The sequence below is a fragment of the Rathayibacter sp. VKM Ac-2835 genome (genome assembly GCF_013266705.1).
GTDB lineage: Bacteria > Actinomycetota > Actinomycetes > Actinomycetales > Microbacteriaceae > Rathayibacter.
On record NZ_JABSNQ010000001.1, the window covers coordinates 965,829 to 979,230 of the forward strand.

The window sequence follows — 13,402 nt, forward strand, 5'->3', positions numbered from 1 at the left end:
CGAGCAGTCCGAGATAGAAGAGTTCGAGGGCGAGAAGCATGGCTCCATCCTATCCGGCGGCACCGACGCGGAGGAGGGCTGTCAGAGCGAGGTGAGGGCGGCGATCCCGCTGGCGACGGCGACGACGATCATCGCGCCGACCACGCTCGTCATCGTGCGCACCAGGTAGCCGTCCGCCTTCGCGACGGCGAGCTGCGCGGCGAAGGTCGCGAGGACGCAGCCGCCGAAGGTCAGCGCCAGCCAGAGCTGCTGCGACCCGGACGGGGCGAGCACGAGGGTGACGACGGAGCCGGCCAGCGCGAGCGCCCAGACCGCTCCCACTCCCGCGCGATCCCTGCCCATCCCCCAATTGTGCCCCAGGGAATCGGGCTTCCCGACCCGCCGCTAGTATTGCCGGAGACCATTACTGGAGGATCCGTGGCGCAGTTGTTGATACTGACCTCAGCCGGTGGCTCCGAGGTCCTCCCCGCGCTGGGCCTGCTCAGCCACAAGACCCGGCAGATCCCCGCGGAGCCGGCGCACCTCGTGAACGCTCCGAGCTGCGATCTGATCTTCGTCGACGCCCGGCAGGACCTCGCGAGTGCGAAGTCGCTCTGCAAGATCCTGACCACCACCGGCATCAACGTCCCGCTGATCCTGATCCTCACCGAGGGCGGGCTCACCGCGGTCTCGGCCGACTGGGGCGTGAACGACGTCATCCTCGACTCCGCCGGCCCCGCCGAGGTCGACGCGCGCATCCGCCTCGTCATCGGCCGCCTTGCGCAGGAGCAGTCGACCTCGCGGATCCAGGCCTCCGGCGTCGTCATCGACGAGGCGAGCTACTCGGCGAAGGTGCACGGGCGACCGCTCGACCTCACCTTCAAGGAGTTCGAGCTGCTGCGCTTCTTCGCGACCCACCCGTCGCGCGTCTTCACCCGCGAGCAGCTGCTCAGCGAGGTCTGGGGCTACGACTACTTCGGCGGCACCCGCACGGTCGACGTGCACGTGCGCCGCCTGCGCGCCAAGCTCGGCGATCTCGAATCGCTCATCGGCACGGTGCGCAACGTCGGCTACCGCTTCAACGTGTACGAAGAGGACAATGAACGAGTCGCTCAATCTCTCGGTTGAGAACCTGGCCGATCCCGCCGTCGCCGCGGGGCTCGAGCACCTGATCGGCCGGGCCTCCTGGTTCGACGGCCGGCCGCCGTTCAGCGATCAGACGCTGATCGACGCGCGCGCGGGCTCGCGGACGCTGCTCGTCGGCCTCCGCGCCGACGTGGTGGTCGCAGCCGCCGTGCTCGGCCAGGGCGAGCTCGAGTTCGTCGTCGATCCGGAGTGGCGCGGGGTCGGCTTCGGCCGCGCCGTCCTCGACCAGGTGCTGGCGAGCGGGCGCACCGGGCTGCTGGCCTGGGCGCACGGCGACCACCCGGCGGCCAGAGCCCTCGCCGCCTCGCACGACTTCGCGCCGGTGCGGACGCTCCTGCACCTCGCGCTGGACCCGCTCGTCGCCCCGCCGGTGCGCGTCCCCGAGGACTTCACGCTCTCGGACGCGCGCGACCTCGATCCGGCCGAGTGGGTCGCCCTCAACGCCCGCGTCTTCGCCGCGCATCCCGAGCAGGGGCGGATCACCGAGGACGACCTGGCCGCGCGCCGGGCCGAGCCCTGGTACCACAACGAGGACTTCCTTCTCCTCCGTGACGCCCAGGGCGCGCTGGTCGGCTACGACTGGCTGAAGATCGAGCCGGAGTCGACCACGGGCGAGATCTACGTGCTCGGCGTGGCCCCCGAGACGGCGGGTCGCGGACTCGGCCGGACGCTCCTCGGGGCGGGACTCGCCCGGATGGTCGCGCGCGGCTGCACCGTCGCGGACCTCTACGTGGAGGCGGAGAACCGCTCCGCGGTGGCGCTCTACCGCTCCCTCGGCTTCACCGATGCCGCCGTCGACGTGCAGTACCTGCACCGCCGCCCCGCGGTGCGCTGACCGGTCCACCGACTCCGCGGCTCCTCCCCGGGCCGGGTTCACCCGGCATTCACCACGGGCGGCGCGAGCGCGTCCGGCGCGGTGCCAGGATGGTCGCATGGACGGCGACAACCTGATTCTCGAAGACGGCCTGAGCGATGACCTCGACGACGACTTCGACGACGAGGAGGAGGGTCACTCCGACCCCCTGCTGCCGGACGACCGCTACCTCGACCGCGAGCTGAGCTGGCTGGCGTTCAACCAGCGCGTGCTCGAGCTGGCCGAGGACCCGCTGGTGCCCGCGCTCGAGCGCGCCAACTTCCTCGCGATCTTCTCGTCCAACCTCGACGAGTTCTTCATGGTCCGCGTGGCCGGGCTGAAGCGCCGCATCCTCACCGGCCTGGCGCTGCCGACCAACATCGGGCGGGTGCCGGTCGACGTGCTGACCGACATCTCCGAGAAGGCGCACCTGCTGCAGCAGCGGCACTCGCGCGCCTTCAAGGAGCTCGTCGAGCCGGCCCTGCGGGACGCCGGCATCGACATCGTGCGCTGGAGCGAGCTCAGCGACGCCGAGCGCGCGGTGCTCGACGACTACTTCTCCGCGCAGGTGTTCCCCGTGCTGATGCCGCTGGCCGTCGACCCGGCGCACCCGTTCCCCTACATCTCCGGGCTCTCGCTCAACCTCTCGGTCCGGGTGCGCAATCCGAAGACCCAGAAGACCGAGTTCGCCCGCCTCAAGGTGCCGCAGATGCTGCCGCGCTTCGTGCGGATCGCGGGTGTCGCCGCTCCGGGCGAGCCGATGCGCTTCATCTCGCTCGAGGACCTCATCGCGAACCAGCTCGACGACCTCTTCCCGGGCATGGAGATCCTCGACCACCACGTCTTCCGGGTCACCCGCAACGAGGACGTCGAGGTCGACGAGGACGAGACCGAGAACCTGATCAAGGCGCTCGAGAAGGAGCTGCTGCGTCGTCGCTTCGGCCCGCCCATCCGCCTCGAGGTGACCGACGACATGGACGACGAGACCCTCGGGCTCCTCGTCCGCGAGCTCGACATCACCACGCAGGAGGTCTACAAGCTCCCCGCGCCGCTCGACCTCGGCGGTCTGTTCAGCCTGCAGAAGATCGACCGGCCGGACCTCAAGTACCCGAACCACGTCCCGACGACGGCCGTCCAGCTCTCGCCGAGCGAGCCGAACCAGCGCCAGGACATCTTCAAGGCCGTCTCGCGCGGCGACGTGCTGCTGCACCACCCCTACGAGTCCTTCGCGACGAGCGTCCAGGCGTTCCTCGAGCAGGCGGCGGCCGACCCGGACGTGCTCGCGATCAAGCAGACGCTCTACCGCACCTCGGGCGACTCCCCCATCGTCGAGGCGCTGATCGACGCGGCGGAGTCGGGCAAGCAGGTGCTCGCGCTCGTCGAGATCAAGGCGCGCTTCGACGAGAAGGCCAACATCTCCTGGGCTCGCAAGCTCGAGAAGGCCGGCGTGCACGTGGTCTACGGCCTCGTCGGGCTGAAGACGCACTGCAAGCTCGCGCTGGTCATCCGGCAGGAGAAGGGCGGGGTGCTCCGGCACTACTCCCACATCGGCACCGGCAACTACAACCCGAAGACCTCGCGCATCTACGAGGACCTCGGCCTGCTGACCGCCGACCCCGAGGTCGGCAAGGACCTGACCCGCCTCTTCAACGAGCTCTCGGGCTACGCGATCGAGAAGAAGTTCAAGCGCCTGCTGGTCGCACCGCGCCACCTGCGCAAGGGACTGCTCAAGCGCATCGCCGCCGAGACCGAGAACGCCCGCGCCGGCCGCCCCTCCGGCATCCGGATCAAGATGAACTCGATCGTGGACGAGTCCGTGATCGACGCGCTGTACCGGGCGAGCCAGGCCGGCGTGCCCGTCGACGTGTGGGTCCGCGGCATCTGCGGGCTGAAGCCCGGGCAGGAGGGGCTCTCCGAGACCATCCGCGTCCGCTCGATCCTGGGGCGCTACCTCGAGCACTCCCGCATCTTCAGCTTCGTCAACGGCGGCGAGCCCGAGGTGTTCATCGGCAGCGCCGACATGATGCACCGCAACCTCGACCGCCGCGTCGAGGCCCTCGTCCGGATCGTCGAGCCAACGCACCTCAGCGAGATCGCGGACATGTTCGACCGGGCGATGGACGAGAAGACGGCCTCCTGGTGGCTCGGCCCGGACGGGATCTGGACCCGCCACCACCTCGACGAGGACGGCGCTCCCCTCTCCGATCTGCAGAACCGGCTGATGGCGCACATCACGCATCGCAAGCGCACGGCGACGCGGACCGGCTCCCGAGCCTCCACCCGCTGACGCCGTGACGGGAACCGTCTTCGCGGCCGGCGCCGTGTGCTGGCGGATCATCGAGGGGCGTCCGCACGTCCTCGTGATCCACCGGCCGCACCGCAAGGACGTCAGCCTGCCCAAGGGCAAGGTCGACCCCGGCGAGTCGCTGCCCGAGACCGCGGTCCGCGAGATCCGGGAGGAGACCGGTTTCGCGGTCGCGCTCGGAGTGCCGCTCGGCACCGTGGAGTACACGCTGCCGAACGGGCGCCCGAAGACCGTGCACTACTGGGCGGCCCGGGTGACCGAGAAGGCGGTGCTCTCCTCCGACTTCGTGCCGAACCGCGAGGTCGAGGCGCTCGAGTGGGTCACGATCAAGCGCGCCCGCAGCTACCTCACGTACCCGCACGACATCGAGATCGTGGACGAGTTCGCGCGGATCGTCGCGCGCGGCACGCACGACACCTTCGCCGTCGTGGTGCTGCGGCACGCGAAGGCGGTCCCTGCCTCCTCCTGGGACGGCCGTGACTCGACGCGGCGGCTCAACCGCCGGGGCGTCGAGGAGGCGGCCGCGGCGGGCCGCGCCGTCGCCGCCTGGCGGCCCCGCCGGCTCGTCACGAGCACGGCGAAGCGCTGCCGGGCCACGATCGCTCCGCTCGCCACGCTGCTCAAGCGGCCCGTCCGCCTCTCGGAGGACCTCAGCCAGGAGGCGGGCGAGCACGGGTCGGCCGACATCCGCTCCCTGGTCGGCAAGCGGGTGCGGGCGCGCAAGAGCGCCGTGCTCTGCAGCCACCGGCCGGTGATCCCCGAGATCCTGCGCGAGCTCGCGCTGGCCACCGCGACCCCGATCGGCCCGTACCTCGACGAGGCCTCCGATCTGCCGACCGGCGGCTTCGCCGTCGTGCACCTCTCCGTCGAGCACCCGGGCTCCGGCATCGTCGCCATCGAGACCCACGCGCCGCTGGAGTGAGCCCGTGCGCGGCGCAGACGTGCCGCGCGAATACTGCTCCTCCGCGCTCCGCTCCGCCTGGGGGCGACCCGTCGTTCACCGCGCGTTCACCGAGCGGACGGGGGCAGGACACGACCCCTCCGTACTCTCGCTGGCGGGCCGCACCAAGCCCGTCCATCCCCCCTGCTTTCCTACCCGAAAGGGATACTTGTGCGTTTCTCGCGTCTCGGCCAGGCGGCCGTCATCGCCGCCGTCGCAGCCATCACGCTGACCTCCTGTGCTGCCAACGAAGGAGGCGCCTCCGCAGGCGAGTCCTCCTCCGGCTCGGCCAGCACCCTCGAGGGCACCCTCAACGGCATCGGCGCCTCCTCGCAGGGCTCCGCCCAGGAGGCCTGGGTCTCCGCCTTCCAGCAGGCGAACACCGGCGTCACCGTCAACTACTCCCCCGACGGCTCCGGCGCGGGCCGTGAGGCGTTCATCGCGGGCGGCGCCGACTTCGCCGGCTCCGACCGCGCGCTCAAGCTCGAGGAGCTCGACGGCTCCTTCGGCAAGTGCGTCGAAGGCACCTCCGCCATCGACGTCCCGGCCTACATCTCGCCGATCGCGATCGTCTTCAACGTGGAGGGCGTCGACGAGCTGAACCTCGACGCCGCCACCATCGCGGGCATCTTCAAGGGCACCATCACCACCTGGAACGCCCCCGAGATCGCCGCGCTGAACCCCGACGCGACGCTCCCGTCCTCGAACATCACCGCCGTGCACCGCTCGGACGACTCGGGAACCACCGAGAACTTCGCCGCGTACCTCAACGCGACCGCGCCCGACGTCTGGGACGCCGAGCCCGACGGAGTCTGGCCCTACCAGGGCGGCGAGGCCGCCCAGGGCACCTCGGGCGTCATCGACACCGTCACCAACGGCCAGAACACCATCGGCTACGCCGACGCCTCGCGCGCCGGTGACCTCGGCACCGCCAAGGTCAAGGTCGGCGACGACTTCGTCGAGTACTCCCCCGAGGCCGCTGCCGCGATCGTCGACGCCTCGCCCGAGGCGACCGACCGTCCCGAGAACGACATCGTCTACGAGATCGACTACGCCTCCGAGGAGTCCGGCGTCTACCCGGTCGTCCTGGTGAGCTACCTCATCGCCTGCCAGGAGTACCAGGACGCCGCGACGGGCGAGCTCGTCAAGGCGTACCTCGGCTACGTGACGAGCGAAGAGGGCCAGGAGGAGGCCGCCACCTCCGCCGGCGCCGCGCCGCTCTCGTCCGAGCTGTCGGCTCAGGTCGCGACGGCCGTCGATTCGATCAAGTAATCTCCCCCTCGTGACGCGGCCCCGGACCTCCACCGGTCCGGGGCCGCATCGCGGCTCGGCCCCCTCCCCCACACCGAACGCAGGGACACCCACATGACCACCGCAGAGCGGCCCGTCGGCGCCATCAAGGCGAAGCAGCGGCCCGCAGACCGGATCTTCTCCGGAACGGCAGTCGCCTCCGGCGCGCTGATCCTCGTCATCCTCGCCGCCGTCGCCCTCTTCCTGGTCGTCCAGTCGGTCCCGGCCCTCACCGCCGCCCCGGACACGATCTCCGGTGGCGCGGGCTTCTGGGCCTGGGTCGGTCCCCTGGTCTTCGGCACCGTCTACGCCGCTGCACTCGCCATGGTGATCGCCGTGCCGATCGCGATCGGCATCGCGCTCTTCATCTCGCACTACGCCCCGCGCAAGCTCGCGCAGGGCCTGGGCTACGTGATCGACCTGCTGGCCGCCGTGCCGTCGGTCGTCTTCGGCCTCTGGGGCATCACCGTCCTGGCCCCCTTCGTCCAGCCGTTCTACGCGTTCCTCACGGACGCGTTCGGCTGGTTCCCGCTCTTCAACGGCCCCGTCTCCGGCACGGGCCGCACGATCCTCACCGTGGCCCTCGTGCTCGCGGTGATGATCCTGCCGATCGTCACCGCCATCTCGCGCGAGGTCTTCCTGCAGACGCCGACGCTGCACGAGGAGGCCGCGCTCGCCCTCGGCGCGACCCGCTGGGAGATGGTCCGCACCGCGGTCCTGCCCTTCGGCCGCCCCGGCATCATCTCCGCGTCCATGCTCGGCCTCGGCCGCGCCCTCGGCGAGACGATGGCTGTCGCGATCGTGCTCTCGCCCTCGTTCGTCGTGAACTTCGCCCTGCTGCAGTCGACGAACTCGAACACGGTCGCCTCGAACATCGCGCTGAGCTTCCCCGAGGCCTACGGCCTGAAGGTCAACGAGCTGGTCGCCTCCGGCCTGATGCTCTTCGTCATCACGCTGCTCGTCAACATGCTCGCCCGCTACATCATCAACCGCCGCAAGGCCTTCTCGGGAGCGAACTGATGGTCACGATGACTCCGCCCCGCCAGCGCCGCGTCGAGGACGCGGTCCCTGCGCCGGTCAACACGCTCACCAGCGGCCAGCTGCCCAAGTGGGCGCCCGTCGCCCTCCTGCTCGGCAGCATCGCCCTGATGGCGCTCGTCTACGCCCTCCTCGCCGTCACGGGCACCACGCAGGGCTTCGACGTCGTCGGCACCGTCTTCTTCGGCGCCGTGCTCTACACGATCGCCGTCTTCGTCCTCGCCCGCCTCGTCGAGGGCCCCCGCCGCGCCACGGACCGGGTCGTCACCACCCTGGTCACCGCGGCGTTCGTCGTCGCGCTGATCCCGCTGATCTCGCTGATGTACACGGCGGTCACCGCCGGCGCCGCGCGCTTCGACGTCCTCTTCTTCACCTCCTCGATGCGCAACGTCGTCGGCGAGGGCGGCGGCGCGCTGCACGCGATCATGGGCACGCTGATCATCACGGCCCTGGCCGCGGTCATCTCGATCCCGATCGGCCTGATGACGGCCATCTACCTGGTCGAGTACGGCCGGGGCGCGCTCGCCCGCGGCATCACCTTCTTCGTCGACGTGATGACCGGCATCCCCTCGATCGTCGCCGGCCTCTTCGCCTACGCGCTGCTCGTGCTCCTGTTCGGCGACGGCATCCGGATGGGCTTCGGCGGCGCGATCGCGCTCTCGGTGCTGATGATCCCGGTCGTCGTGCGCTCCACCGAGGAGATGCTGCGCCTGGTGCCGAACGAGCTCCGCGAGGCGTCCTTCGCGCTCGGCGTGCCCAAGTGGCTCACCGTCGTGAAGATCGTCCTGCCGACCTCGATCGCCGGCATCGTGACGGGCGTCATGCTCTCGATCGCCCGCGTCATCGGCGAGACCGCTCCGCTGCTCATCGTCGCCGGCTTCACCCAGTCGATGAACTACAACCCGTTCGACGACCGGATGATGACCCTCCCGGTCTTCGTGTTCCGCCAGTACGCCGATCAGGGAGCGGACGCCGCCGCCTACATCGATCGGGCCTGGACCGGCGCGCTGGTCCTCATCCTGATCGTCATGCTCCTCAACCTGCTCGCTCGCCTGGTCGCGCGCATCTTCGCCCCCAAGCTCGGCCGCTAACCCTAAGGATCTCCGTTGTCCAAGCGCATCGAAGTCAACGACCTCAACGTCTACTACAGCAAGTTCCTCGCGGTCGAGGGAGTCGGTCTGACCATCGAGCCCCGCACCGTCACGGCGTTCATCGGGCCCTCCGGCTGCGGCAAGTCGACCTTCCTCCGCACGCTCAACCGCATGCACGAGGTCATCCCCGGCGCCTACGTCGACGGCGAGGTGCTGATCGACGGCAACAACCTGTACGGCCCGGGCGTCGACCCGGTGCTCGTGCGCCGCCAGGTGGGCATGGTCTTCCAGCGCCCCAACCCGTTCCCGACGATGTCGATCCGCGACAACGTCCTGGCCGGGGTGAAGCTGAACAACCGCCGCATCTCGAAGTCCGACGCGGACGACCTCGTCGAGAAGTCGCTCCAGGGCGCGAACCTCTGGAACGAGGTCAAGGACCGGCTCGAGAAGCCCGGCTCCGGCCTCTCCGGCGGCCAGCAGCAGCGGCTGTGCATCGCCCGCGCCATCGCCGTCTCCCCCGACGTGCTGCTGATGGACGAGCCGTGCTCCGCCCTCGACCCGATCTCGACGCTCGCGATCGAGGACCTGATCGAGGAGCTCAAGAACGAGTACACGATCGTGATCGTGACCCACAACATGCAGCAGGCCTCGCGCGTCTCGGACCGCACCGCGTTCTTCAACATCGCGGGCACCGGCAAGCCCGGCAAGCTCATCGAGTACGACGACACCGCCACGATCTTCTCGCGGCCGTCCGTCCAGGCGACCGAGGACTACGTCTCCGGCCGCTTCGGCTGAGTCGCCGACCGCTCGCACGAGAGCCGCACTCCCCCGGGGGTGCGGCTCTTCTGCTGTCCGGGAGCCCGTGAGAGCCGTCTGCAGCCGGCGGCCCCCGGCGGGGAGCGCAGAAGAGCCGCACCCCCTCGGGGAGTGCGGCTCTTCTGCGCTCAGTGCTGTGGCGGTGTCAGGCGGTCGCGATCGCCAGGATCGGGTCGGTGGTCGGCGCCTCCGAGCCGCCCGCGTCCTCGACGGTCACGGCGACGACGGCGCCCTCGGCGAGCGTGCCCTCGAGCGGAGCGACCGTGCGGCCGTCACCGCCGTCGAACGTGCCCGCGGAGACCGGGCCGGACGAGCCGATGTACCAGAGCTCGTAGGTCTTGTCCTCGGGCAGGGGCGCGAGGTCGTCGACGACGAGCGCCGAGCGGCCGAGCGAGGCCGACCAGACGAGGGTCGCGGTCTCGCCGGTGGCGACGGCGCCGGCGGTCTCCTGCACGTCGGGTGCGCTGCGGATCTGCTCCAGGGCGCTCAACTGCTGGCTCTGGCCGGCGTCGGGCGTCAGCAGGGGCGGGAGCGCCACTCCCCCGACGACGATCACGGCTGCGGCGGCGGCAGCGGAGAGGTAGACGGCGGGACGGGTGAACCAGCGGCCACGGGCGCGGGCCTCGGCGCCGTGACGACCGGAGGTCGGGGTGGCGGCGGTCGCGGGCGAGGGCTCGACGGCGCGCAGGGTGCGTGCGGGCTGCTGCTGCTCGGCGGCCTCCTCGGCCGGGGAATCGGATGCGTCGTCCCGCGGGAGCTGCGGAATGGTCGCGATCAGCGCCATCAGGTCTGCCTTGAGGGCCGGCGACGGTGCGATCGGCGGTGCGTCGGCGGCCAGCGCCTCGGCCACGGCGGAGAAGGCGTCGGCCTCGCCGCGCGCCTCCGGATTCTCGTCCAGGAATCTCTCGTACCGGGCGGTCTCGTCCGGGGTGAGGATGCCGAGTGCGTGTCCTGCTGCGAGTTCGCGCGGATCTTCGGGGAGTTGCACGTCGTTCACAGGGCCACCCCCATCTCTTCTCTCAGTCGTATCATCCCGTCGCGCAGGCGCGTTTTTATGGTACCGACGGGGCAGTTCAGGATCCCGGCGATCTCGCTGTGCGAGTAGCCGCCGTAGTACGCGAGCTGCAGCGCTTGACGCTGGAGCTCGGTCAGCCGCTCCAGGGCGGCGGTGACCTTCTCGTGCTCGAGGGACACCTCCGCCTGTTCGGCGACCTGGTCGTAGTCGCGACCGAGGTCGCGGATTCCTATGCGGACGTCCCGATCGCGGCCCGCTTGGGCCGCGCGAACCCGATCGATGGCCCTGCGGTGTGCCATCGTGAGGATCCAGGTCGTCGCACTTCCCTTATTCGGAGCGAAGCGTCCAGCGGTTTGCCAGATCTCGAGGAAGACCTCCTGAGCCACCTCCTCGGACTGCGCGCGATCGACCAGGACCCGGGTGATCAGGCCGAGGACGCGGGACGCGACCAGGTCGTAGAGCTGGGAGAACGCGGCCTGCTCGCCCGCGGCGATCCGCTCGAGGAGGGCGCCGAGGTCCGGTGCGGTGCCCTCGGCGGTGGTGTCGTCGCTCATGCGCCCTGCCCTGCTCGCGCCCGGGACTTCAGATTCCGGGTCATCCAGAAGGCTGTCACGGCGAGTCCCGCGATCAGGACCGACACCTCGAGCGGGAGGGTGACGAATCGGACGTCGAGGGCGAGGGAGCCGACCTCGAGCAGCGCCGGCGCAGCCATCCGCGGGGCCAGCCAGAGGGCGATGACCGCCATCAGTGCGGCGGTCAGGCCCGCGTAGCTGCGCGGGCGGATCAGGACCCAGAGGCCGGCGGCGACATCGAGGACGGCGAGCGTGCGCATCAGCGCCCCCTGCGAGAAGACGACCCCGTTGCCGAGGAGGGCGCCGACCTCGTCGTCGACGCTCGGAGCGGAGAAGAAGAGGAGAGCGGCGATGACGAGGAGAGCGAGTCCGGCCCACCACCGCGCGCCGATCCGGAGGGCCCTGCGGTTCTTCATTCCGGATGTCGCCTGACTGTCGGGGACTCTGCCGGGAGGGGAGGACTCGAGCCTCCGACCGCCCGCCACTGGGCCCTCGCCCGACCCTTCGGGATCCGCTGCCGGATGCTGTCGAGTGGAGAAGGGGCCGGACCGCAGAAACGCCTCTCGGCGCGAGGCCGCTCGAAGCGGCTATAAGTGGAGCCCGGGGTTACTGCGATCCGGCCACGACCAGTGTACCGGCTGTCCCCCGTAGGCCCGCGAGGGGCGTTCGCGGAGCGAGAACGCGGGGTGCCGCTCGCGGGAGGATCGGGTAGCGGGAGGGAGATCGGACAGCGGGCTCGGTCCTACTCCAGCGAATCGCTGCGCCAGAGGCGCGCGCAGCTCACCAGCTCGGCCGCGGTGGTCGAGAGCCGCAGCGCCCGGGTGGTCAGCTGGCTCGCGCGCGGTCCGTCGATGAGCTCGACGTCGTCGGCCACCGAGGCGGCCCCGGAGGCGCTCACGCGGCAGAAGGCCGCGGCCCGGTCGAGGGCGACGGCGAAGTCGCCGTCGAACACCCCGCGGAGGATGCGGTCGGCCAGCTCGGTGATCTCGGCCGGTCCGGTCGGCGTGACAGCGCCGGCGACGACCGGGTCGATGGTCGCCGAGAGCTCGACGCCGCGCTGGTAGAGGAAGCTCGTGCTCTCCGGGTCCTGCCGGATCACGAGCCGCAGCAGGTAGATGCGCCAGAGGGCGCCGGGGAGGCTGGACGGGCTCGATCGCGCCCAGAGCTCGGCGAGGGCGTCGATGCCGTTGTGGTCCGTGTACTCGACCAGGCGGTCGATGACCACCGGGTCGGGGTCCTCGCGCACGCGGCTGAGCAGCGCGATCGCCGTCTCGTGCGCGACCCGGCTGATCTGGGCGGGGTCCTCGCCTCCCTGGAACGCCTCGAAGACGCGGGAGGGGAACTTGGTCGGCTTGTGGAAGCCGTCTGTCATGGGGCCGCCTTCCGCGGTCGGGCGGGGCGCGCGGACGCGTCCTGCTTCGTGGGGGTTCGAGGAGGGTAACGCCTGCGCCTGTGCGGGTATGCCCGACGCCGGTCCGGGCGCGCGGGGGCGCTACCCTGGATGCCGCGGGCCTCTAGCTCAGTTGGCAGAGCAGCGGACTTTTAATCCGCGGGTCGTCAGTTCGAGCCTGACGGGGCCCACCGCATCGCCCAAATGGCGCGAACTTCACACTGCCCATTTACACCTACCCCGCACAAACCCACCGGATTGGTTCTGCGGCGGTTCGCCCACGCTCCGGTTCCCGGGAACACAAGCGCGATGGTAGCGAAGCGTCCGGCGGGCCGCCGCTGACACGTGATGCATCGTGCATCACCTGTCTGCATCGTCGTCGCTATGCTCCGAGGAACAACAGGGGGTTTGTGATGAAGAGGTTCGCGCCGGTCGTGCTGGTCGCTCTGCTGCTCGGAGGATGCTCATCTGCCGCGAGTACGTACGCGAGCCCGCAGGCGCTCCAAGAGGCGTACGCGGACGCAGGGGGCACTTGTGAGGACGCGACCGACATACCGGAGAACCTGACGTCGGAGGGCACGCACGGTGTCCTCTGCGAAGACGCGACCGCGCTGCTCGTATTTGACGATGAGACGGCGCAGAACCGCTACGTCGCTCGCATCGGGGAGAGCGATTCCGCTCAACTGAGTGGCGAGCGCTGGATGGCCATCGCCATCGACGATGAAGTCGACCTCGGTGAGTTCAGCGGAGAATTGGGTGGCGAGGTTCAGGACTAGACGCGCGACGCGCGCCTCCACGCGAGGAACGCCTCCGCAGCGTCGCGCAACGTGTCTCCTCCACCGACGACCCACTCGCCGCGGGTGACGCAGACGTACGTGTCGCGGCCCTGGTACTGCACGAGCCTGATCCAGCCGAGATCCTCGCGCTTGTCTGCCATCCGCCACTCGTGCGGGACGACGGATCTCGA

Annotated in this window: 15 protein-coding genes and 1 tRNA gene; 10 read left to right on the top strand and 6 right to left on the bottom strand. The window is 70.3% G+C overall.

The window, feature by feature from the left end; translation table 11 throughout:
* Positions 1–81 precede the first annotated feature (81 nt).
* Positions 82–342 carry a hypothetical protein gene (locus HRK28_RS04475; RefSeq protein WP_173250535.1) on the bottom strand — a complete coding sequence of 87 codons (261 nt, stop codon included), beginning with the start codon at positions 340–342 and terminating at the stop codon, positions 82–84.
* A gap of 75 nt (positions 343–417) precedes the next feature.
* Here HRK28_RS04475 and HRK28_RS04480 point away from each other — a divergent pair, with 75 nt between their 5' ends.
* The 8 genes from HRK28_RS04480 (at position 418) to pstB (ending at position 9,437) form a co-directional block, all read left to right on the top strand.
* A complete protein-coding gene (locus HRK28_RS04480; protein ID WP_123445147.1) occupies positions 418–1,107 on the top strand; it encodes a winged helix-turn-helix domain-containing protein in 690 nt (229 codons plus the stop codon).
* Entirely contained in the window at positions 1,079–1,960 is an 882-nt protein-coding gene (mshD, locus tag HRK28_RS04485) for a mycothiol synthase (RefSeq protein ID WP_173250536.1), read from the top strand. Before HRK28_RS04480 ends, mshD begins: the two co-directional genes overlap by 29 nt.
* Before the next feature lie 97 nt (positions 1,961–2,057).
* Positions 2,058–4,265, top strand: a complete 2,208-nt coding sequence (locus HRK28_RS04490; RefSeq protein WP_173250537.1) for an RNA degradosome polyphosphate kinase — start codon at positions 2,058–2,060, stop codon at positions 4,263–4,265.
* A 4-nt stretch (positions 4,266–4,269) separates the two neighbouring features.
* Complete coding sequence (locus tag HRK28_RS20430) at positions 4,270–5,205, top strand: NUDIX hydrolase (protein ID WP_173250538.1); 936 nt, start codon at positions 4,270–4,272, stop codon at positions 5,203–5,205.
* Positions 5,206–5,394: 189 nt separating this feature from the next.
* Positions 5,395–6,495 (top strand): phosphate ABC transporter substrate-binding protein PstS, encoded by a 1,101-nt coding sequence (locus HRK28_RS04500; protein ID WP_173250539.1) that lies wholly within the window; start codon positions 5,395–5,397, stop codon positions 6,493–6,495.
* A 93-nt stretch (positions 6,496–6,588) separates the two neighbouring features.
* Entirely contained in the window at positions 6,589–7,533 is a 945-nt protein-coding gene (pstC, locus tag HRK28_RS04505) for a phosphate ABC transporter permease subunit PstC (protein WP_160087766.1), read from the top strand.
* Between the two features lie 8 nt (positions 7,534–7,541).
* Positions 7,542–8,642: a phosphate ABC transporter permease PstA gene (pstA, locus tag HRK28_RS04510; RefSeq protein ID WP_160087764.1), complete on the top strand. Its 1,101-nt coding sequence runs from the start codon at positions 7,542–7,544 to the stop codon at positions 8,640–8,642.
* 15 nt (positions 8,643–8,657) lie between these two features.
* Positions 8,658–9,437, top strand: a complete 780-nt coding sequence (gene pstB, locus HRK28_RS04515) for a phosphate ABC transporter ATP-binding protein PstB (RefSeq protein WP_132435969.1) — start codon at positions 8,658–8,660, stop codon at positions 9,435–9,437.
* Between the two features lie 166 nt (positions 9,438–9,603).
* Here the strand turns inward: pstB and HRK28_RS04520 are convergent, their stop codons facing one another.
* The 4 genes from HRK28_RS04520 to HRK28_RS04535 form a co-directional block, all read right to left on the bottom strand.
* On the bottom strand, positions 9,604–10,446 hold the full coding sequence (locus HRK28_RS04520; protein ID WP_173250540.1) for an anti-sigma factor: 843 nt from the start codon (positions 10,444–10,446) through the stop codon (positions 9,604–9,606).
* A gap of 5 nt (positions 10,447–10,451) precedes the next feature.
* Positions 10,452–11,027: an ECF RNA polymerase sigma factor SigK gene (sigK, locus tag HRK28_RS04525; protein ID WP_123445139.1), complete on the bottom strand. Its 576-nt coding sequence runs from the start codon at positions 11,025–11,027 to the stop codon at positions 10,452–10,454.
* On the bottom strand, positions 11,024–11,461 hold the full coding sequence (locus tag HRK28_RS04530) for a hypothetical protein (RefSeq protein ID WP_160087760.1): 438 nt from the start codon (positions 11,459–11,461) through the stop codon (positions 11,024–11,026). Before HRK28_RS04530 ends, sigK begins: the two co-directional genes overlap by 4 nt.
* Positions 11,462–11,787: 326 nt before the next feature.
* Positions 11,788–12,417, bottom strand: a complete 630-nt coding sequence (locus HRK28_RS04535) for a DNA-directed RNA polymerase subunit beta (RefSeq protein WP_123445137.1) — start codon at positions 12,415–12,417, stop codon at positions 11,788–11,790.
* Between the two features lie 136 nt (positions 12,418–12,553).
* Between HRK28_RS04535 and HRK28_RS04540 the strand changes: the two genes are divergently transcribed.
* Together HRK28_RS04540 and HRK28_RS04545 are read left to right on the top strand one after the other, a co-directional pair.
* Positions 12,554–12,626 (top strand) — tRNA-Lys (locus HRK28_RS04540).
* Between the two features lie 222 nt (positions 12,627–12,848).
* Complete coding sequence (locus tag HRK28_RS04545; RefSeq protein WP_173250541.1) at positions 12,849–13,211, top strand: hypothetical protein; 363 nt, start codon at positions 12,849–12,851, stop codon at positions 13,209–13,211.
* On the opposite strand, the gene HRK28_RS04550 is transcribed toward HRK28_RS04545, so the two are convergent.
* Positions 13,208–13,372, bottom strand: coding sequence for a hypothetical protein (locus tag HRK28_RS04550; RefSeq protein WP_173250542.1), 165 nt, complete (start codon positions 13,370–13,372; stop codon positions 13,208–13,210). The genes HRK28_RS04545 and HRK28_RS04550 overlap by 4 nt on opposite strands.
* Positions 13,373–13,402 lie beyond the last annotated feature (30 nt).